The sequence below is a fragment of the Pseudoalteromonas sp. 1181_04 genome, from assembly GCF_052850545.1.
In genome coordinates this window covers 170,513-190,779 of sequence record NZ_VXCS01000009.1, presented here as the reverse complement: position 1 = coordinate 190,779, position 20,267 = coordinate 170,513, and the positions used below count along the sequence as shown (strand labels likewise).

The following is a 20,267-nucleotide window of genomic DNA, read 5'->3' as shown; positions in this document are numbered from 1 at the left end:
CCACGAATGATTTACACCATTGTTAGAGTTAACCACTGTAGGCGCTGAGCTTGCTGGCGCGTGGGTTTGTAGGTTGGGCTTAAGCCCAAATGATGGTTCTTACTGCTAGCTTTGTCGGGATAAATCCGCGACCTACATTAAAAACCTTATTCAAGGTTTTGTCGCGCTGGCGACGGCAGCCAAAGAGGGGCTGCCGCTGACCCCTCTCTGGACTCTCCCAGCGCCACCCGAGCATCACGCTTAATCCTTCAAACCACAATAGATGTGAACGTAAACGGCGAAGATAGGCCATCCATGGCCTAGTTTCGCCTTATCGCGCATCCATGCGAGACATTACTCATCAATTGCTTATTTTCAGGGCGTAATGACGGGGGGAGGGTGTTAAACGTAAGATTGGTATTTGGTCTTGGCAATATGCAAGACCTAGCCCCACGGTTTCCAGTCATAGAAAAGCACACTGCCTTTATGCACCTAATTAAGAATTACATTGTTTTGAGTGTTTTTTAACTAATTGATAATATTTAATAAGTGGATATAAGAAGATTAAAGCAACAAAAAATATGATGTTAGAAAATAACAACATTTCACTTCTAGTATAACCTCCAGCAGTAAACTCATAATAAAGCGCCAAAAGAACAGCTGTTATTTGAGCGTATATAATGAGTAACCAAATGATATGATGTAAAATATAACGTTTATATATAATACCTAAACATGCGCCGATAGTAAGAGTATCAAACGTAAATGTAAGACAACTCAGCCATGCTGGCTGAATTTTTTGCAAGCTTATATTGAAAAAGGAGTTATAGATGTCATAGCCTGTGGTAAGTAAAAGTAATAGGAGAAACAAGTACCAAAATATATTGCTTTTCATAGTATCAATACCAATAACCATAAGGTATATCGTTCGGATTTTTTGGTAGCTTTAACCAACCTTCACTGTCATCTATGTATCGTTTAGTAAAGTTTCTTCTTATCGCACCTGCTGGCGCAAGGTTTGCTAGTATTTTTAATAAATTGGTAGATTCATTTGAGCTGCGGCCATAAGTTTGAATCGTAAGTTTTATGGTAGGGTAAACTCTAGTATATGCTTCATTTGCATCTTTATGATTACCGATGAACTGGCGATATACGAAATGGCCTACTGAAGCGATTCTACCGGCAATACCTACTTTTTTCACAACACTCATTTCTTTTGATGAGCTCATAACTTTCCTTGTTCCTTTTTTGACCTATGCTGAAGTTCGATATTCTCACTTTTTTTTTGTAATGTAAACGAACAATTTTTTAAGGCTATGGGGCTTTCTGTTTATAAGCAGTTAACGCAAACGCGAAGATAGTCCAGACTTTCACGCTCCCCAGTTCGGCCATCCATGGCCTCTAGTTCAAAGCTGCGCTTTTCACCCATGGCAAGTCACGGTTTTCATTTCATTGCCTACATGGATGTAGGTACTTAGGATTTGTCGGGAACAAAATCCTGCCATGAAATGCATTACTCATCAATTGCTTATTCTCAGGGCGTGATGACGGGGGAGGGTGTTAAACTTGAGATTGGTGTTTAGTCTTGGCAAGAAACAAGATCTGATTCTCTGCATTTGCATCTTATTTTGTTATAAACACTTAATTTATTGGGTAAAATATGATTAGATAGATTCAAAATATTGTAGGGAAGCTGAATTGTGGCAAAAGTCGAAGTTGATACTAAAGGAATTAAAAATCGTTTAAAATCATATAAATCATTTAAGGCAATTTCTGAATATATCTGGAATGGCTTTGATGCTGGCGCAAGTCAGATATTAGTAGACTTTTCTTTTGATGAAGACGTTGGCAATATTAATTCTTTAAGTATTTCTGATAATGGTTCAGGTATCGATTTTTCTTTGTTAAAAGATAAGTTTAAACCAGTCTTAAAGTCAGAAAAAAAAGATCTACTGAGCTCGAACAGTTCATCTCTACTTCATGGTAAGAATGGTTTAGGGCGTTTAACATTTTATCATTTTTCTGCTAATGCTATTTGGACTACAACATATAAAAAAGGTAATACTTACCAAGAGTATTCCATTAAAGTCGATAGTGATACTCTAGACGATTATAATGAATCCTCACCAATAAACTCTCCAAGCTCTACAAGTAAAACCGTAGTTACATTTCACGGATTTGATGCGAAATTTTCTAAACTGTACTTCGAATCACATGTCATAAAATTTTTAAAGAAAGAGTTTTGCTGGTTTTTGGAACTAAATAACAGTTTAGGATTTAGCATAATAATAAATGGCGTTCCTCTAGATTATGATGCCTTAGTTGGAGAACGTGATTTTAAAGAAATATGCATTTCAGATTATAAATTTAATATTAATTACATTCGTTGGAAATCAGCCCCTAATAACCAACCATCTAGGTATGTTTTTACATCATCTACTGGTTTAACTAAGCATTTCCAAACAACTAAATTCAATCGAAAGGGTGACAGTTTCCATCACTCATTAACAATCCAAAGTGATTACTTTGATAACTTTATCGTTGGTAAGCAGAATGGGACTCAAGATCATTTTAATACGTCAGCCACTGATGAAGAGTTCAAAGAATTAATAAGAGAGTTAGACAGTTTTGTTAGAGGAAAAAGAACACCTCTACTGCATCAATTTGCTAAAGAACTTGTAGAAGATTATGAAAAGAATGGTATTTTCCCTACTTTCAACTCAAGTGACAAGTATCAAGTGTTAAAAGCTCAGGATCTTAAATCAACTGTTCAGTCTTTATATGAGATTGAACCCGCAATATTTAAGGAACTAAATAAAACTCAAAAGAAAACTTTTGTAGGATTCCTTAATTTAATATTAGACGGTGGTGAACTTGAGAATCTCTTTAAGATTCTGGAGAGTGTTATTGATATAGACTCTGCTCAAAGAGAGCAATTTGCTAAACAATTAAATGTTACTAAATTAGGCAACATTATTGAGTCAATAGATTTAATTGTTGATAGAAAAAGATCTGTTGAAGATTTAAATAAACTTGTTTTTGATAATTCGTTATATGCTAAAGAAGTTCCTCATTTACAAAATAAAATGGAAAAGTGTTATTGGCTACTTGGAGAACACTTGAGATTAGTCACAGCAGCTGAACCAAAGTTTCAAGAAGCACTAGATAGATACTCTTATTTATTAAGAGGTGAGAAGCCTGAAGAAACTTCTAAAGAGCTAGTCGAAGGTGAGCATAAATTAAAAGAAATGGATTTATTCTTAACTACTAGAACTATTTATAATGACAAAATAGAAAATATAGTGGTTGAATTAAAGCACCCTACTAATGTGAAGCTTGGAAAAAAAGAAATAGACCAAGTTTTTAATTATTACCACCAAATTAAATCTACAGATGGGTTTAATACTAATCAAGAGAGCTGGAAATTCTATTTAATAGGAAATAGATATGATGGTAGTGAATTCATTGAAGAGCAAATAGATAATTTAAAACATTTTGGAGAAAAGTACCTAGCATATAGAGGTAAGTACGATGTTTATGTTGTTCTTTGGGAGGAGTTATTTACAGACTTTGAGATTAAGCACAACTTCCTTTTAGATAAGCTATCCATCCAACGTGATAACTTAATTGAAGATGAAGAATTATTATTAGCTGACGATTTTGCCAATGTAGAAAGAAGTTCTGACCAAGCTTCTGAGGTTACGCTAGATAAAATGACGTAATTAGAATACCAGTAGGCTCACCGATTAGGACTAAAGGGGTTCAGACATCAAAGGTCTAGATTTATAGTTTACTACTCATTGAGTGAATTACTATGTCTAGGCCGCTGCGAATAGAGTATGAAAATGCGTTTTATCATGTAATGAATCGTGGAAGAGGGCGCGAAAAGATCTTTTTAAATGATAACGACTTTGAGTATTTTTTACATTCCATTGAGCAAGCCTTCGCTTTAATATTGAAGTGCATTCATATTGTTTAATGACCAATAATTACCACCTGCTAATCAAAACCCCAGATGCAAATTTAGGCCGAGCCATGAAGCATATTAATGGCCTTTAAACCAAGTGGGGTCTAAACCAAGTGGGGTCACCCATTAGAAAGTTCCGGTCAAGCAGGCAGCTGTGCTTTCTTGATCTTTTTATTCAAAAACCAAGTGTTGTTACTTTTTTAACTCACTTTAAATATGACTACACATCCAGTAATGACGCCGATTGGTGCGAATATTCACCATGGTTTGGGTAAAGAAAGCTATATGAATTTTAGGCAGTTAAGCTTATTGATAATTAAGGCCCTTGGCTTTCGCCTCGGTCTCACCGTTTAGTTCCAATATCAGTCCGGAATTAATGAATCGAGGAAAAGGGCGCGAAAATACCTTTTTGAGTGATGGTCTTGGGGATCCGCCAGCTCTGAAGAAACCCCAAACCAAAAATCCTAACTAAAAAGTTAGGATTTTTGAACGTATTTACTGTTATTTATTCCTCAGCGCGTGCCGTGTCTTTATAACTTGGCATTGCTTTTAATGTATCTTTTGTTGGATTACCTTTATAAAACAACCAAGGGTAATAAAATTCACGCAATTGCTGGTGAAAATCACGAATTTGCTGCTCATATTTATACGCAGCGGGTGCATCCGTTTCAGCGATACTCGTTAAGCTGCGCTGTAATAATAACGGCGGCGATAACCATGACACCAAGCCCGCTAGCTGATATTTTTGTTTTGCAGCATCGCGATACGCTTTAGACAGCTCTGCCGCTTTAACATCACCCATTTGCTGAAATGCATAATACCATTTCCATTCAAACTCGCTGCTCATATCGGTGTATGGTGTAAACTCTGGGTACTCTTTTGCAAATGCGTTCAGGGTTGTTGATTTGGGTATATCCCATGCACCGTTTACTGCTTCTCGTTGAGCAAGTACGATATCGCCGCCTTTTGGTGCATGCACGGCTTTATTAATAGCAAGGTCGCCTAAAATAGGAATAATAAACGCAAATAAAACCCATAAACCAATTAAGCTCGAAGCAACACGCGGCGCACTGGTTGCGTTTTTACCCCACCACACACTTAGGGCCGTCCAAAATCCTAGGTAAATAATACATAATAACGTGACATAGCCCACTTCAAATAGGCTTGTACCTGCTAAAAATGCGCCAATCAAAAACGGTAGCATTAAGCATAATACACATGCTACGAACCGAACGGTGATACGTGCCCCCCATAATGCAAAGTAAGATTTGGCAGTGGTTACCAATAAATCATGCCTGCCACTTGTACGTTCGTTGGCGAATAAATCATGAAAAAGTAAAATAATTACCAGCGGGGCCAATGCACTAATCACAAACACAAAGTCTATTTTTCCAGCCTGGGCTAACTCTGTATTTTGTGTATCGCTTTCGTATATTTGCCCCTCTAGAGCAAGTAAGTTAATACGATGCTTCCATGGGAAAATATCACGCTCACCTAAGGCTGCAAAGGCAAGATCAGATGGCTGAGAATACGTTAAATGAAAGCTATAATAAGCCATCATTCCCAAATCGTCGTACTTTTGCTGCACCTTTATACGATCTGCTTTATCCGCTGTGTTTAAGCGTTCAAGAGTCTGTTGCTGATCTTGAATTTCGCTTAAACCGCTATTAATGGCAAATCCCGATAACACAAAGCTACAAACAAGTAAGACGAGTAAATATTTTTGGCGCAGTAAAAAACGCCATTCACGTACAAGTTGTGTCATTAAATACATCATATCAACCGTTTTCCTACAAATTTAATTCCGCCAACCAGTACTACAATCCACAGTATTAGCTGTAAAAACGCTGCCATACTGCGTTTTGCACGCACAGTTGCGCTATCCACTGTAAAAGAAAAGTTGTTAAGTAACGTCCAGTTTTCTGCGCTAACACGTGCTCTATTAGATGCGTCGGCACTGGCATTTCGGTTCATATCATCTTTATAATCAAGCTCTTCAGTGTGAATTTTATTAAGCCCTTGAACAAAATCGTAGCGCAGCTGTTCTGTTTCACGTAAAAAACGATGGTGCGTTTCAATACTTGTACCAACCACTGTCATCGACAACGTTCTTATTGCCACCATTGGCGATAGCCAACCAAACCAACGAGAGACCTGTGTTTGCTCAAGCTCTGCTTGCATTCGCTGCTCAGCAAACTGATTGAGCACTTGTGCTTGTTTTGCCTCAGATTCACTGGCAAGTAATCCTCTTAAATTGACTGGCAACTCCTCCATGCTTTGTACATTGTATTTTTTAAGCAGTGATTGTTTAAATTGCTTAAATGCAGGATCGTTTGAGTTATGACCATCGCCTTGCTTTCTAAGCTCAGCTTTTACTTCAAAATCAGTTTCTATTTTACCTGCTGAAGGGACTGCGGTTGATGCACTGGTACTCGCAACACGCGGCATGACAATACATAATAAAATCCAAGCAAACGCCAGTGCTGTAAAGCTCCCGCTGTTTTTACTAAATACGCACGATGCCAGTAAAATAACTAATACCCACACCATTAAATATAACGCGTAGCCCACTACAAAACTTGCAACAGCCACTATGTTCTCACCGCTAGCGAGTGTAAAAACAGCAGATACTGCAAGTGGAGTGATAATTAATCCTACTACAGAGAGTAACGCCAAGCCTTTACCTGCGATCAGCGTACTACCTGCAGTCCCTTGCGCTAATAAGTAAGTTAACGTTTGTGATTCGCGCTCTCGGCTTATAGAGCTATAGCCAATTAAAATTAGCAATAAAGGGGCTAGTGTTTGCACTATAAATGCAGGTGTTAAACTACCTAATTTAGTTAATGCAGTTCCTTGGCGCTGATCGGCAAACATTGCGCTATTTTGCCTATGACCCTCTAAAAATATTGAATTACCTGTATAAGCATCAATACCTGGGTCGAGCGTGCTCAATAGAGAAGGTGTTCTAAATGCATAATGGCCATAATGTACCATTCTGTGAGGGTGACGATCGGGCTGATCAACAAAACGTTGCTCTGCTGTTGTTTGTAACTCATGACGAGTGTGACTTAATTCGTGCATCGTAATCGCTGTCACTATCACCGATGAAAGCGTAAGTAACAAACCAATCGCTAATACACTCATAGCAAGCTTTGAGCGAAGCCAATATCGCCATTCATCCTTGGCTACAATAACAACCTTTGAAAAATTATTAATACTCATTAAGCGCCTCTTTGGGCAAATGCTGCGTGAACTTGCTCAGTCTCAATGCGTGCGCCTTTTGGAGCCTCAAATTCACCCACCAGCTCGCCGGCTCTTAGTAAACCAATACGATTAGCCACTTGGCAGGCACCGTATACATCGTGAGTAACCATTAAAATAGTTGCCCCAGTTAACGCAAGTTCACGTACAAGTTGATTAAATTCATCAATAGCAACGGGATCTAGGCCTGAAGTAGGCTCATCAAGTAAAAATATGGGTGCTTCACGTAATATTGCGAGTGCAATAGCGGTTTTTTGCCTCATGCCTTTTGAGTATGTTTGCATAGGGCGCTCCCATGCAGCTGGTTGCAATGCTACACGGTCAAACGCAGTATTTATTTGCTCCTCATTTTTTTTAATATCAGCGAGCGATAAAAAATATTCAACGTTTTCACGCGCGGTTAAATGAGGATAGAGTGTAGCTGACTCTGGTAAATATGCTGTTTTACTTCTTACAAAATCAAGCGCTTGGGTTACTTCTTTACCAGCAACCTTTACAGAGCCTTGAGTAGGTTTATTAAAGCCAAGTAAGGTTTTTAAGGTGGTCGATTTACCGGCCCCGTTACCGCCAAGTAACGCATAAATTTCACCGCAGCCAACTCTAAAGTTTAAGTTTTTTAAAATAGAATTATGTTTAATATCAAAGCTTAATGAACTGACTTCTATAATTGCTTCGTTTTTATTCGTTGCTAATTGACTATGCTGAGATTTTATTGGAGATGCTTGTTTTTCTGAAAATGATATTGTCACATTTGAACTCTATTAACAGTGAATTTTGTATGATGATATAATAAATTTACGATTAAATGCAATGGTATAACATTGTGATTTGGTGAATATTTACTAAAGTAAAATATATGAATTAGTAAATATTGAATAATTGAAAGGTTTGCAACACTACATGTCTGAAGAGCTAAAAATCTGAATAGTTACCTAATTTAATATCTTGAAAATTATCTAACCAAAACAAATTTTCACGAAAATCATCTTCTGTTGTAAACATACCATTTATATAAAATAATCTTAGTTGATCAATTTGTTTGGTACAGTACCTATCTAGAGGTTGATAACTTGCAGAAGCATAATTAGTGAGAATGAAAGCAAATACTATTAGTTATTTAGTCATTTGATTGCTCCTTCTAAGGGGTTACAGTCTTTATCTGCTGCATAATGAAAATCGTCATCCCAAGCAATATAGTCACTAATTTTATTTTGGCTTTTACGGTTTGCGTAGGCTCTGTCTATTGTATTGAAGTACATAAGTTTTGGGTTTCTAAAGTGTGGGTGCTTAGTTTGAAGTTGTCTTGTACACATACTAATATTTATAAAATCTAAAATAATCTGTTTACCAATATCAGTATCTAAACTTGGGATACGGCCTTGCTCAATATCAATAACCAGTTGCAATGTCGAAGCAGCACCTAAACTGAAGGTGATGAGCTGTGGGGAATCAAATTTTTCATACACATAGCGCTCATAATCATCACGGATACCGTTGTCATTTTGATCAACTCCGTCCAACGTTTTATAGTCGTCAATGTGTTCAGGCGGTAGCTCTGGGGTAAGGTAAAATAAATCTTTAATGCGTTGCCAACTACTGTGGGGCTTAGGTTTGTTATTCTCATTCCAGTAGCGGGCAAGGTAGTAGTCGGCTCCGTGTTTTACAAGGTTGCCACCTTGATACACTTTGTTTGCTTGCCATTTTTCTATCACAGTATTTTGCAGCCAAATCCAACCATCCCAATGGGGTTGGTTTTCTATCGGTTCAATGCTTTTAACCCAAAAAGCGGCAATAAATAAGCTGTTGTTGTGAGTCACAACATCGCCGGCTACATAAATTGAGCTGGCATTCCATTGTGGGTGGTTTGGTTGAATATCGGCTAAATCTGTATTTTTAGATTGTGAGTTAAGCTTAAAAATATTTGTCGCGTAAGCATACGAACAAAAAAGTAACCAAGCAATAATGATGAGTTTAGTCATTGCAAATTCCTTTTGATGAAGTTCCATTACTTTTTTAATTAAGTTCACTTTTTAGGTAAATGCAAGGTGAGAGGATTAAATATTTAAAAGTAATTACTGAATTTGTAGATGTGGATTAATCGGCTAATGAATTTAATATTAGTGTTAAAATCAGCTTTTGTAGGCGCCAAGCTTGCTGGCGCGTGTGGATTTGTAGCTTGGGCTTTAGCCTGAGAACTTAATATAGCTATGAGGCGACGAATAAGGCATTGGCTAACAGTTTTACTCGCTAACTTGGTGATCCAAATCAGGGCGGAGGGTTTCAAACTGAACAGCAACAGGTACATCACTACCTATCAGGGGGAAACAGTCGTAATTACCAGCTTGTGACCCTGTTTGGTTCTTTCTATTTAATCACTAGAAAAATATTACATTAAGTTTTGAAATAGGTTACCGAGCACCGTCGCCGTTTACAGTAATCAAAAAAACTGGATTAATTAAGGCGTAATATTCAGCGCAACTGCTGCACTTATATCGCGACAATGTTCCGTTTCTATGTGTATGGCTATCTGAGGTAATATTTGATTATTTACCGTGCGCACCGTGTGCATCAGGTTCTTTGGTAGTGTAATCAGTACAGTGTTTTCATCATATTTACCGGGGCTAAGCATGAACTCCTTTTTAACTTCAATTTCTTCAATCTGTGTCACGTGACGGACAATTCTTTTTCTATTAAAGGAACTATCATCATCGGCGGAAAAAACAAAAAATACCTCAAGAACTTCAATACGAGCAACTAGCCTTTTTATCTTTACGGCTTGCGTAGGTGACACTTTGTATTTGATTTTAATAGTTTTCCCTGGTTTAAAATCTTGGTGATCAACTTTGATTGATATTGGCCCACATCGACTACGATCCAATTCTTTGCGATAGTAAAAATAGGTTTTAGGAACAAAAAACAACCATAAAGCCGTGCATATCCAACCAAAGGTAGATGGAGCCCATAGGCTTGGGATGGCAATCAGGCTTAACAAGATTGAAAACAGTGTTAAGCGAATACGAAACTGAAGCGGTTTAGAATTTCCATGCCCTTCATACACATTTTCCACTTCTGCTGGCTGTTGGGGAGGAAGGCGACGAACTAATTGTGACTCACCTTGCTCATTTTTGGAAAAAAGCTCGTATTCTATTTGGATTGCCCCCGGTGTTTGCGTCGTAAACGTTGGTTTAAAAGGAATTGAAGATTGGTTTGAATAATCAAGTAAATATTTTTTAATAACTTTTTTATCCCAGCCCAGGGGAATATCCGCGTAAGCTATAATATACCAATCTATCGATAATTTATCGCCGTGCCAGGTTATCGGATAGTCATCCATCGCAAACTGAAAGGGGAGGTGATGCTTTCCTGCAGGCAAGGGGGCTTCATCAGTCTGAAGAACTACTTTATATTTCTCGTGTTGTTCAGTTCTGCCGGCGCCATGTAATTTCCAGTAACAGCTAACATAGATTTCGTTAAATAATTTAGGTGAATCTAGCTCGATATCGACATAGCCACTAACGACTTCACCAAGGGTATAGTGCTCTTTTTTAAGTGATAACTGTAATTCCATGGGCAACTGATTAAAGGGAGGGGGGAGATACTCCTGAGATTATCATATATATAACGTATTAAAAAGTAATAGGAAAATGGGTTTGCTAAGTTATTAACGTTGACACTTTTATATGCTTTTGATGAGCGCTGTAAACCTCGATGCTGACACGTTTTTAATAGATAACCATTGTGAGTCACTAGCAAAAAACTTTGCGGGTGAGGTAAATATTTACACTTCCCGTTGGCGAATAACTGGTTTCCTAAACCTAGAGTGGCTAGCAAATTTGTCTTATCAAAAAATGGACCACCGATTAATATTTTTTATCTATTATCTCATCGAACCTTCAAAACATTTGATAGTAGCAAACGCCTGTTAAATTTGTATTTAGCAGGCGTTGTGACTTTTACAGGTCAATCGTATTATTGCTGCGATCTGCATCGGGTAATTTATGCTCAGGATCGAGGTTGGCACGTTTAATTGTTTTAGTAACAGGCAATACCACACTCGGCGTACCTGTGCGCATCCATGTTTCAACTGGAATGCGAATATCTTCATGTGTATTATCACTGTATTGCACACGCAGTGTTGCTGGCATAACTAACTTTTGATTACTTTTAAAGCTAACTTTAGTGCCTTTACCGTGTTTATCATCAATGGCTTCAACACCCGTTATTGCCATATCAAGCTGCCAGTTATTTAAGTACCAACCACGCCACCACCAAGAGAGATCTTCCCCTGCGGCGCTTTCCATAAAGCGGAAAAAATCTGAAGGGCTAGGATGTTTATAAGCCCATGTTGAGATATATTCTTTAAAAGCAGGATCGAATCGCTCTGGCCCTAATATCTCTTCTCGCAGTAACACTAAACCTAGCGCCGATTTAAAATAAGCAATAGAATGGCGGTATTTCTCATCCGTGGCCTCTGCAGGGGCCATTAATGTAGGTGCTTCATTATCGGCTAATACGGATAAGATCTCATCAACCGGGTTACCGCCTTTCGGGGCATATTCTCCGTCACGTTTTGGAGCAAACTCGCCATCATTAAAAGCATCTGAGGCATAAACATCTATAAACGTGTTAAATCCTTCATCCATAAATGCATGGCGGCGCTCATCAGATCCTACAATCATCGGAAACCAGTTGTGGCCTAGCTCATGCGCTGTTATCCAAAAAAGCAAATCGTCTTTGTCTTGCATACCATCGAACACAATTCCTGGATATTCCATACCGGCCCCATGGCCGCCTAAGTTAATAGCTGCAGGGTAGGGGTAAGGATACCAAGTGGAAAAATGTTCTATATTCGCTTTAACATACTCTGTTGAGCGATCCCATTTAGTACTGCCAATGCCTTCAACTGGATACGCAGACATTGCTAACGCGGTTTTACCCTCTGGTAGATTAATTTTAGCGCCATCGATAATAAACGCAGGTGAAGCGGCAAATGCGACATCGCGGGTATTATCCATTTTGAAATGCCAACTTAATCGCTGGTCATTTTTAGGCCGACTATCGGGGTTATTAATATCTGCTTTGTTGCGAATATAGACGGTTTCTTCGCTTTTTTTAGCTTTAGCTAAGCGCTTCTGTTCCGTTTTAGTGAGCACCTCTTCAGGATTAATTAGCTCACCTGAGCCCACCACCCAATAATCTTTTGGTACATTAACCGTATAGTCAATCGTGCCATATTCTAAATAAAATTCAGAGCTAATGTAAGGATTGTTATTCCACCCATGTAAGTCATCATAAACTGCCATACGTGGGAACCACTGTGCAATTTCAAAAATTTTGCCATTTTTAGAAGGCGTGACCGCAGTTCGACCGCCCCATGTCCCAGGTACTTTATAGCTGTAATCAATTTGCAGTTGTAATTTACCGCCTTGAGCAGCTAGAGGGTTTTTTAAATCGATGCGCATTCGTGTATCGTCAATTAAAAAATCGGCATCGTAATGTTTGTTATTTATAATCACGGTTACTTTGTCAAACTGGTAACCATCAGTAAAATGAGAGCTACGCCACTGCGAGGCGATAGAGCTTCGCGAGTCTTTGCGATACATATTTTGATCAAGTTGCACCCACAAACGGGTTAAATCATCAGGGCTGTTATTAGTATAAGTGATGGTTTCTTTGCTACTTAAAATATCTTGTTCGGTATCTATTGAGGCATTAAGAGAATAATCGACTTGGTTTTGCCAAAAAAGCGGGCCAGGCTTTCCTGCGCCGCTGCGCATTGCATTTACTGAATTGGGTAATGATAGTGGAGCAAACAAGGCTTGTGAGTCGTAGTTTGAAGTCGTGGGGGTTGTTGCCCCTATGGCTATACTTGCAGAGCTTGCAACGCATAGCAAAGTGGTTTTTTTAAACCAGTTAAGCATTTTATTTCCCTTATTTATTATTTACAGCCACTGTTAAAAAGCAGCGCATGCGAGAAGTAGATACCATATAGAAAATTACCAGCTTAGTAAATTCGCTTTATCGGTTGTTAGCGTAGGGGGGGATCATACTTTGTAAATAATTATAATTTATGATCTAATGCGCTAAATTTCATCATTTTATATTCCATTTGTCTTTATTTTCCTATCTAGAACTCGTAAAAGATAACCGCTCAACAATCAACCAGTATCATAACCTTGTCGATGTGCTTTTTCTTATTATTAGTGCTGTAACATCTGGGTGTGAAGAAATGCAAGGCATTGAAATGTAAGGTTGGCTGGTTAAAGCAATTTCGTCCTTTCAGCAATGGCATACCGACACGACACAGTATTGCTCGCATATTTCGAACGGTTGATACGGATTTACGGATTCATTAAGATCAATGAAATACCCGCAGTAAGAGACCCTCTTCAAATGATTGATATTAAATATGCAATCATTACGTTAGATGCATTGTCAAACAGAGACATTAAAACAATTAGCTAGCCGACGTGACGTGCTGATTGTCTTGATGCGTCTACGTTAAAGCCTGAAATTAAGAAAAATGGCGGTCAATAAACACACTCGTTACGGTAAAAAGAGAAAGAAAAAAGGGAATAGAACGAGTATAGATACCCATTATTATCTGACATCGTTAACAGATAGCGCGCTGATAAGCAAAGCTATCAGGCATCATTGGCTGACAGAAAATCAACAACCCTAGATATTAGATGTGGCCTTTAAAGAAGATGCCAGTCAAATACATGAACCACTGAGTGCGCAGCACATTGGTGTATTCCTTCGAGTGATAAGAAACATGGTAAAACAGTATGCAAATAGCAAAGGGTCGATAAGAAGTAAGTGTGTAAGAATCTGTTATGATGACGCTTTTAGAGAGGAATTATTATTCGGTTAACTTTATTAACAAAGTGTCCTCGGGCCCTGTGGAATAACTTCATGTTTTCTTGATATAAAATCGGTTAATATTAATAATTATGGATTGAAATTTAGGAGATAACCTTGCATACAGAGTTAACGGATAATTCGAAAAAGTCAGCATTAGCAGCCATTATTAATTTAGATACCAGTTCATTAAGCGCAGCTGATCTCATGCTTAATGAATTCGAAAGCGATGAAGTCATAACAAGTCTGTTGTTTTTATTAGCCTTTAATAATGAAACTAATAATAAGCTCACGTTGGACGAGCAAGTTAAAGATATACTTGTTACAAGTTGTTATGAGCATTTATCAAAGCAGAGTAAGTATGAATTCAATACTCAATGGTTATATAAGATTATTGACAACTGGGGCGCGGATATCATTCAGGCGTTAATACCTCGGCACTTTTTTTCAAGGTATTTATTATTAGATCTTATTAACTATATCAGTGATTATGATATTGCAGAAACACTGCTTGATGAAATGGATAATGATGATCCTGAATATCGAACCAATGCCAAAATAGCATTATTAGATTTAAAGGGGCAAACAAGTGATATAAATTATCGTAATATATTCAACTGGTTTAATGAAGATATTCAGCTAACGAGTTATGTAGCGGATGGTCGAGAAGAAGCGATGAGCCTTTTGCATATTTTAAAGTATATGCTAAAGCATGAATTCCCGCTTGAATACATTAATCAAACTGTTGAAAAATTAAATAGTTTGTTTATGGTCCGAGGCATTATGCCGTTTTGGAAAGATGCTGCCACGGCTTTAGTGCTCGCTGCGAGTAATCACTCACTGGCACAAGAATATATTGCACTTGCAATGAAATTAAACGATAGCTCAATGCCCAGCGAAGAGCTTATTTTTTATCGTTTAAGTCATGGGTTGATTGACTTACCCACAGCGTGCGATGCACTGCTGGTGGGTTACCCGATACAACCTAACCTACAGGTTTTACGTGATTATTTTGCACTAGATAAGCAGTCTGAGGTGTTTCTAGCCATTGCAGACGCGAGCCTAATCGATAACAAAAACGATAAGTTAAGTGCAAATACGTTATTGACGCTTTGTGAGCACATCCCCAGTGAACATGCGTTAAATAATACACTTATGGCTCGTTTAGATCGTGAATACGCCTCAGGATTCATTTCCTATGCACTGACACACGCACCTGACAAGGTTGAATCATTATTAGTATTGGGAAGAGAGAGCCGAAGTTTATGGGCCATAATTGAAGCTAATACCGAGTTTTTCTCACACGCTATTAATGTTGAGCCAGAGCACGCATTTAAACGTTTTTTTACTGAGATACCAACCGATTACATTGACTATGGATTGTTCATGGCAAACTTTACCCAGCAGCACTGGGTATATTTTATGACCGGGCTTGAAGAGCATTTTGCTAGCACTACTGAACATATTAGATCTGAGACTTTGCAAGCTATCCCTATTTCAGTAATACCTGAACAGTATATAGAAAAGTTTAAGCAATGGATTATTGAATTAGAGTATGGATTTGATCGCGATGAAATTTTTTCTAAACTCACATTCCCTGCAAATAAATTACAAGCGTTATTAATTAAGCTACAAGAGCTGCCGTTGGATTAGTTACTTAAACTTTATCTGAGTAAATGCCATTTGAGCATTATGCTTAAGTGGCTTTTACGATTTTTATCAATTAAGACAAATATAAAGTTTGATCCCGACCTACACTATGAGAGTAAAAGATTAAACTAGATTTTTAAAAAATAAATGTGGTTAACTAGGGTCTGTTTATCTATCGAGGTTGAATTTTCAGCAGTGTTTTTGGCAATTACCTAACATTCATAGGTTTTATAGATAGGTTTGTTTATAAAGCTACTTAGATCATTGGCTACTTTTTCTAAGCTGTTTTTGTAACCTTTATTTATTAATATGTATCTATCTTCATTAACTAATTTAAGATAAAGGCGGTAATCTCTTTTACCAAATAATTTTTCGTCAACCACTATGCCGCGTATATCCGCAAATGCAATTGAATCTGCTTTAATAACGTAAATGCTTTTGGCGCGTATAATTATGTTTTTTGTTTCTTTATCAATTTTAATTTTGTAATTAGCAAATGTACAACAAAAGCCAAGTGTGGAAATAGCAGCCCAAGGTACCAAGGGAAATTCGCCATCTATTACACTAAACATACATAAACAACTTATAAATAAAATAAATGCGCCCATAAAGTTAACAGCACTTGTGGCAAATGGCTTGATTTGCGCTTGTTGATTTGTCAGTTTTGTAAATTTCATTTTATAAAGTAATCGCTATTAGTCCGATGATGATAAAACAGATGAAGGGGAGGAGAATCATTTTAATTAATGATTTGGTATCCCAGAAAGTTATATCTTTGCCGCTTTTTAGAGCTGGATCATCTACTGTATTTGTAGGTCTATTATCGAGTGCATTTTGGTCTAAATCGGGCGTGTTATTGCTGACGTTTGTTTTTTCTGTAAACTCATTTACCTTTTCTGTGTGTATACAGCCAAAATGATTAGCTAAAAACGCGGCGGCTGCTTGGGTATCTTGGTAGGTGCCAATTGTGTAGCGTTCATGACACAGCGCTATTTGATACTTATCTGCAAGGCCTGGAATTTGTTGCACTAAAACTTCAACATCGTTTAAATTTTTTAAAATCTTTTTTGATGTGGCTTTAGCTAGAAATAATTTTTCTTTGTACGCTTTACCTGTTTCAATATCAAGGACTAAATAATGGCTTCTTGAGTAAGCAAAAACGAGTGATAAAAATAAAGGAGCAAAGCAAATACCATAAAATATTGACTCAGTAAAATAGCCAACCACACCACAAAATGGAACGATGAAAGTTAGTATGGCCCTAATTGCAATAATATTGAGGTGGCCTTGAGTCCTTAATTTTACCTTATTTGGCAAATAGGTATTTTTAATGTGAAACTTTACATTCTTAGGTAGATTTGAGTGTTGCAAAAATACATCATCCTTGATTTAGAGTTTTCTAATTTAGCATGATATTTTTTAATAAACCACAATGGGCAGCTATTCGAAAACCTTTAGCAAACAGGCTGCTTTTTGCTTGGTTCTATTTATCATTTAATACCATGTTCTAAGGTTGAGCTTATTTTTGATTGTGTAAGTCGTGAATTAAACCCAAAAATTTGATAATTTAAAGAATAAGATAAGTCGATCATGGCAGTTAAGGTAAATAAATGAATCAACAATTAGTTTTTACAAACGGGCAAATCAGTGATAATTACGCCAGTATTTTATTAGGTCATCACGATGAGTCATACGTGACGCCAATAATGGAATATAAGGAGTATGAACTGATTGTAGAATCGGTTGTTATCATTTTACTTGATGACGACACAGAGCTAATGGGAACAGAGGTGTTAACGTTGGTTGATAGTGGGCACTGTACGTTAGCGCAGTTAATTAACTTTTTAGCCGGTGAAGAGGTGGAGGAAATGCAAGAGTTTGAGTTTATTTCATCTGCTTGGTTTACATGGCAAAGTAAACACGGCGATTGGTCAAGCGAGCCATTTGATACTGTTTATGAATCGCAAGATAAAAACATAACAACGCTTAATAAGTTATTAAACGAGTAAGTTTGCGTTTTTAACAAGCGCTTTGGCATTTTAGGTGTGCCAACCGAGGCAGTTGGTTTACCTTGCCTTTGATTGATAATACTGTAAAAATCAGCGCGTTTTAAATTAAACAGTTGTATGGAATTTGGCGTTGAGTAAAGAACAGCAAAAAGACTATTGGCGCAATGAAACTGTGGCTTTTCTCGCGTTGACTTCATTAAGCGGCGTTGGGTATTGGGTATTACACAAAATAGCAGAGTCAGGCTTAGGCTTTAAAAATTTACTTAAAGCGAGTAATGCTGATGAAATTTCTAAACACCTGAACGTGTCATTACCTGATGATATTGAATGGCAGGCATATCAACAACAACTTTGGTCAATTGGCTTAGCGCGCGCACGTTCTCTTCATGCTGATAATGTAAGACTTTTGTTCAAAGAGCAGGAGCTTTTTCCTCAAGAGTTGAAGAAAATTGATGATGCACCTCATTGGATTTTTGTTCAGGGTCCAATTGAAAACTTACATAAAAAATCCGTATCAGTGATAGGTACTCGTAAGCCATCAACAGATGGTGTAATTTTAGCCAAAACAGTCATCGCAGCATTGGCAAATAAAGGGCTTGTTACAGTCAGTGGCTTAGCTTTGGGTATCGATCAAATAGCACATACAGAATCGATAAAATATAACATTCCCACCGTTGCGGTTCTTGGTAATGGTATATACGTTGAGTTTCCTAAAGGCTCTAACACACTTAAAGCGCAAATATTAAATCGTGGTGGCACAGTAGTAACAGAATACCTCCCTGAACAATTATACAGTGCCGAAAACTTTGTTAGACGAAATCGAATACAGGCTGCGCTTTGTAATACGCTACTACCTATCGAGTGGGAAATTAAAAGTGGCAGTGCTCACACTGTCGCATTTGCACATAAGTACAATAAAAAAATTGCTAATGTGTTCTTACCTGGAACAGCCAGTTTAAGGCCTGAATTAAAGTTCTCTGAAATGGAGCGCGGTGCCAGCGCGTGGGAAATGCCAATCTGCGTGAATGGGCTGTTAAAGTATATTCAAGACGACATGCAAGCAAACGGTAAAGTCGTTCAACAAAGCTTAAGCTTTCAAGACGATTTTATTTCAACGTAAAAGGTTTTAGTTTATAAAAAAGCCCATCATTACAACTAAACGATGGGCCAAGATACGTCATTAAAAGTTGCTGTTAATCTTCGTTATGCATAAAACCAGCAATGAGTTCTGCTAAGCTATGCGCTTGTAGATAGCCGCTTTCTTGGTCTGCGCCAAAACTAATTACCTGCCCAGGTTTTCCTTTACTGTTTGGTGCAAGATCGAGGGCATAAAAATTACCACAACCTTGGTCGAAAAAGGGGATCCAATAGGGGGTGCAATATAAAGGCAGTACTGTGCCATCGTTACTGCTGTAAGTATCGAGCAAGTCCTCTTGCGTCCATTTTTGATATGGTATTTGCCAGTCACTCCATTCTTTTAGTATGGTCTTTGCATTCATAAAGCCTGTTTTTTCAATGCCGTTATGCAGTGTTAAAAAGTCTTTTAAAATAGTGGGAAACTCAAAACCAGCTTGCATTTTAAATTGTTGATAAATCGCTTCGTTATCAATGGGCTCTATTATTTTTAATCCCTCAGACTCAACTAATAGAGTTAAATTTTGTTTTACTAAAGAAAAGTTCTCGTAGGCATCGAGGTTAATAAATGGGGTGATGTAATCTATTTTTTGTTGCGCTAATTCTTCTGCTTTAAATGCATTAGGAATATTTTCATCAATAAACTCACCGGTATGTGTGAATATTTGCTCAGCAAACGCTCTTGATATTGGGCGACTAGATAGACTATTACTGGCAAGATCATACAGCTTAGATTTAGGTTCTACGCCTTTTCTTCTTTCTCTATCAATTGTTGTTAACCATTGTGAAAATAGTGGGGTGTTGAGCACTTCGGCGGTAAAAATAGTCTTATCTTGTAAGTAGGCAACCATATAAAAATGATTACTCAATTGAGTATCAGGTGTTATTAAGAAAAGCTTGAGAACATCTTGGTCTGTTCGATCTTTTACTGCTTGATGAAGTAAGTCACTAAAGATGTAGCTTTCATCTTGTGAAAAAGACGGCAAATTGGTGATTTCTATTGCTGGAAAATGAAAGTCATGCCATTTTTTGGTTTTTAAAGTATCGTTATACGCACAGATATTTTGCATGAGAATTTTATTAATAAAGTAAAAAATAAACTCATTATATCACAGCAAGCTTAACTCAATATTAATTTAAAATAGCTTGAAACTTACAATTAATTAACGTTGAAATTTTAATATATTTAAGATCGTTTTAATTAGTTAATGGATCTACTGTTATCTTTGATTTCTTAGATTAATCATTTTATCTGTTATGGTTTTGTTTTTATCTCATTGTTTAATAATACTTTTATTTGTTAGGATGAACATCTTTTTGGCCTGAATTACACGCACTGAAAAAAATAGGCTTTTTTATTGCACTTTCTTATTTTGATGGATTTTACATATAACAATCAATGTTAG

The 20,267-nt window shown here is 37.3% G+C and carries 14 protein-coding genes and 1 pseudogene; 5 read left to right on the top strand and 10 right to left on the bottom strand.

What is annotated here, in order from left to right:
* Positions 1-878: 878 nt before the first annotated feature.
* On the bottom strand, positions 879-1,208 hold the full coding sequence (locus FW757_RS09650; RefSeq protein WP_182719586.1) for a hypothetical protein: 330 nt from the start codon (positions 1,206-1,208) through the stop codon (positions 879-881).
* Between the two features lie 471 nt (positions 1,209-1,679).
* Between FW757_RS09650 and FW757_RS09645 the strand changes: the two genes are divergently transcribed.
* Complete coding sequence (locus tag FW757_RS09645) at positions 1,680-3,701, top strand: ATP-binding protein (protein WP_182757946.1); 2,022 nt, start codon at positions 1,680-1,682, stop codon at positions 3,699-3,701.
* A 750-nt stretch (positions 3,702-4,451) separates the two neighbouring features.
* On the opposite strand, the gene FW757_RS09640 is transcribed toward FW757_RS09645, so the two are convergent.
* The 6 genes from FW757_RS09640 to FW757_RS09615 all read right to left on the bottom strand — a co-directional run bounded on the left by FW757_RS09640 (position 4,452) and on the right by FW757_RS09615 (position 13,128).
* Complete coding sequence (locus FW757_RS09640; protein ID WP_446441169.1) at positions 4,452-5,723, bottom strand: DUF3526 domain-containing protein; 1,272 nt, start codon at positions 5,721-5,723, stop codon at positions 4,452-4,454.
* Positions 5,720-7,168 carry an ABC transporter permease gene (locus FW757_RS09635; protein WP_446441168.1) on the bottom strand — a complete coding sequence of 483 codons (1,449 nt, stop codon included), beginning with the start codon at positions 7,166-7,168 and terminating at the stop codon, positions 5,720-5,722. The genes FW757_RS09640 and FW757_RS09635 overlap by 4 nt, the downstream gene beginning before the upstream one ends.
* Positions 7,168-7,920 (bottom strand): ABC transporter ATP-binding protein, encoded by a 753-nt coding sequence (locus tag FW757_RS09630; protein WP_446441170.1) that lies wholly within the window; start codon positions 7,918-7,920, stop codon positions 7,168-7,170. Before FW757_RS09630 ends, FW757_RS09635 begins: the two co-directional genes overlap by 1 nt.
* Before the next feature lie 408 nt (positions 7,921-8,328).
* A complete protein-coding gene (locus FW757_RS09625) occupies positions 8,329-9,186 on the bottom strand; it encodes a chitodextrinase (RefSeq protein ID WP_446441167.1) in 858 nt (285 codons plus the stop codon).
* A 476-nt stretch (positions 9,187-9,662) separates the two neighbouring features.
* A complete protein-coding gene (locus tag FW757_RS09620; RefSeq protein ID WP_446441166.1) occupies positions 9,663-10,775 on the bottom strand; it encodes a hypothetical protein in 1,113 nt (370 codons plus the stop codon).
* A 385-nt stretch (positions 10,776-11,160) separates the two neighbouring features.
* Positions 11,161-13,128 carry a M1 family metallopeptidase gene (locus FW757_RS09615; protein ID WP_446441165.1) on the bottom strand — a complete coding sequence of 656 codons (1,968 nt, stop codon included), beginning with the start codon at positions 13,126-13,128 and terminating at the stop codon, positions 11,161-11,163.
* Positions 13,129-13,316: 188 nt separating this feature from the next.
* Between FW757_RS09615 and FW757_RS09610 the strand changes: the two are divergent.
* Together FW757_RS09610 and FW757_RS09605 are read left to right on the top strand one after the other, a co-directional pair.
* Positions 13,317-14,081: pseudogene (locus tag FW757_RS09610) on the top strand (ISAs1 family transposase).
* Positions 14,082-14,185: 104 nt separating this feature from the next.
* Positions 14,186-15,721, top strand: a complete 1,536-nt coding sequence (locus FW757_RS09605; RefSeq protein WP_446441164.1) for a hypothetical protein — start codon at positions 14,186-14,188, stop codon at positions 15,719-15,721.
* 209 nt (positions 15,722-15,930) lie between these two features.
* Here the strand turns inward: FW757_RS09605 and FW757_RS09600 are convergent, their stop codons facing one another.
* Together FW757_RS09600 and FW757_RS09595 are read right to left on the bottom strand one after the other, a co-directional pair.
* A complete protein-coding gene (locus tag FW757_RS09600; RefSeq protein WP_446441163.1) occupies positions 15,931-16,395 on the bottom strand; it encodes a hypothetical protein in 465 nt (154 codons plus the stop codon).
* Between the two features lies 1 nt (position 16,396).
* Positions 16,397-17,089, bottom strand: a complete 693-nt coding sequence (locus FW757_RS09595) for a hypothetical protein (protein WP_446441162.1) — start codon at positions 17,087-17,089, stop codon at positions 16,397-16,399.
* A gap of 239 nt (positions 17,090-17,328) precedes the next feature.
* Between FW757_RS09595 and FW757_RS09590 the strand changes: the two genes are divergently transcribed.
* Together FW757_RS09590 and FW757_RS09585 are read left to right on the top strand one after the other, a co-directional pair.
* The gene (locus FW757_RS09590) at positions 17,329-17,727 is read left to right on the top strand and encodes a hypothetical protein (RefSeq protein WP_446441161.1); all 399 of its coding nucleotides are present in this window, start codon (positions 17,329-17,331) and stop codon (positions 17,725-17,727) included.
* 130 nt (positions 17,728-17,857) lie between these two features.
* The gene (locus FW757_RS09585; protein ID WP_446441160.1) at positions 17,858-18,847 is read left to right on the top strand and encodes a DNA-processing protein DprA; all 990 of its coding nucleotides are present in this window, start codon (positions 17,858-17,860) and stop codon (positions 18,845-18,847) included.
* A 73-nt stretch (positions 18,848-18,920) separates the two neighbouring features.
* Here FW757_RS09585 and FW757_RS09580 read toward each other — a convergent pair whose 3' ends face one another.
* Entirely contained in the window at positions 18,921-19,931 is a 1,011-nt protein-coding gene (locus tag FW757_RS09580) for an SMI1/KNR4 family protein (protein ID WP_446441159.1), read from the bottom strand.
* Positions 19,932-20,267 lie beyond the last annotated feature (336 nt).

Excerpts from the sequence above, each read along its gene's own strand:
- FW757_RS09625 (WP_446441167.1), bottom strand. The coding sequence starts at position 9,186 with ATGACTAAACTCATCATTATTGCTTGGTTACTTTTTTGTTCGTATGCT.
- FW757_RS09620 (WP_446441166.1), bottom strand. The coding sequence starts at position 10,775 with ATGGAATTACAGTTATCACTTAAAAAAGAGCACTATACCCTTGGTGAA.
- FW757_RS09650 (WP_182719586.1), bottom strand. The coding sequence starts at position 1,208 with ATGAGCTCATCAAAAGAAATGAGTGTTGTGAAAAAAGTAGGTATTGCC.
- FW757_RS09590 (WP_446441161.1), top strand. The coding sequence starts at position 17,329 with ATGAATCAACAATTAGTTTTTACAAACGGGCAAATCAGTGATAATTAC.
- FW757_RS09600 (WP_446441163.1), bottom strand. The coding sequence starts at position 16,395 with ATGAAATTTACAAAACTGACAAATCAACAAGCGCAAATCAAGCCATTT.
- FW757_RS09640 (WP_446441169.1), bottom strand. The coding sequence starts at position 5,723 with ATGATGTATTTAATGACACAACTTGTACGTGAATGGCGTTTTTTACTG.
- FW757_RS09580 (WP_446441159.1), bottom strand. The coding sequence starts at position 19,931 with ATGCAAAATATCTGTGCGTATAACGATACTTTAAAAACCAAAAAATGG.
- FW757_RS09615 (WP_446441165.1), bottom strand. The coding sequence starts at position 13,128 with ATGCTTAACTGGTTTAAAAAAACCACTTTGCTATGCGTTGCAAGCTCT.
- FW757_RS09635 (WP_446441168.1), bottom strand. The coding sequence starts at position 7,168 with ATGAGTATTAATAATTTTTCAAAGGTTGTTATTGTAGCCAAGGATGAA.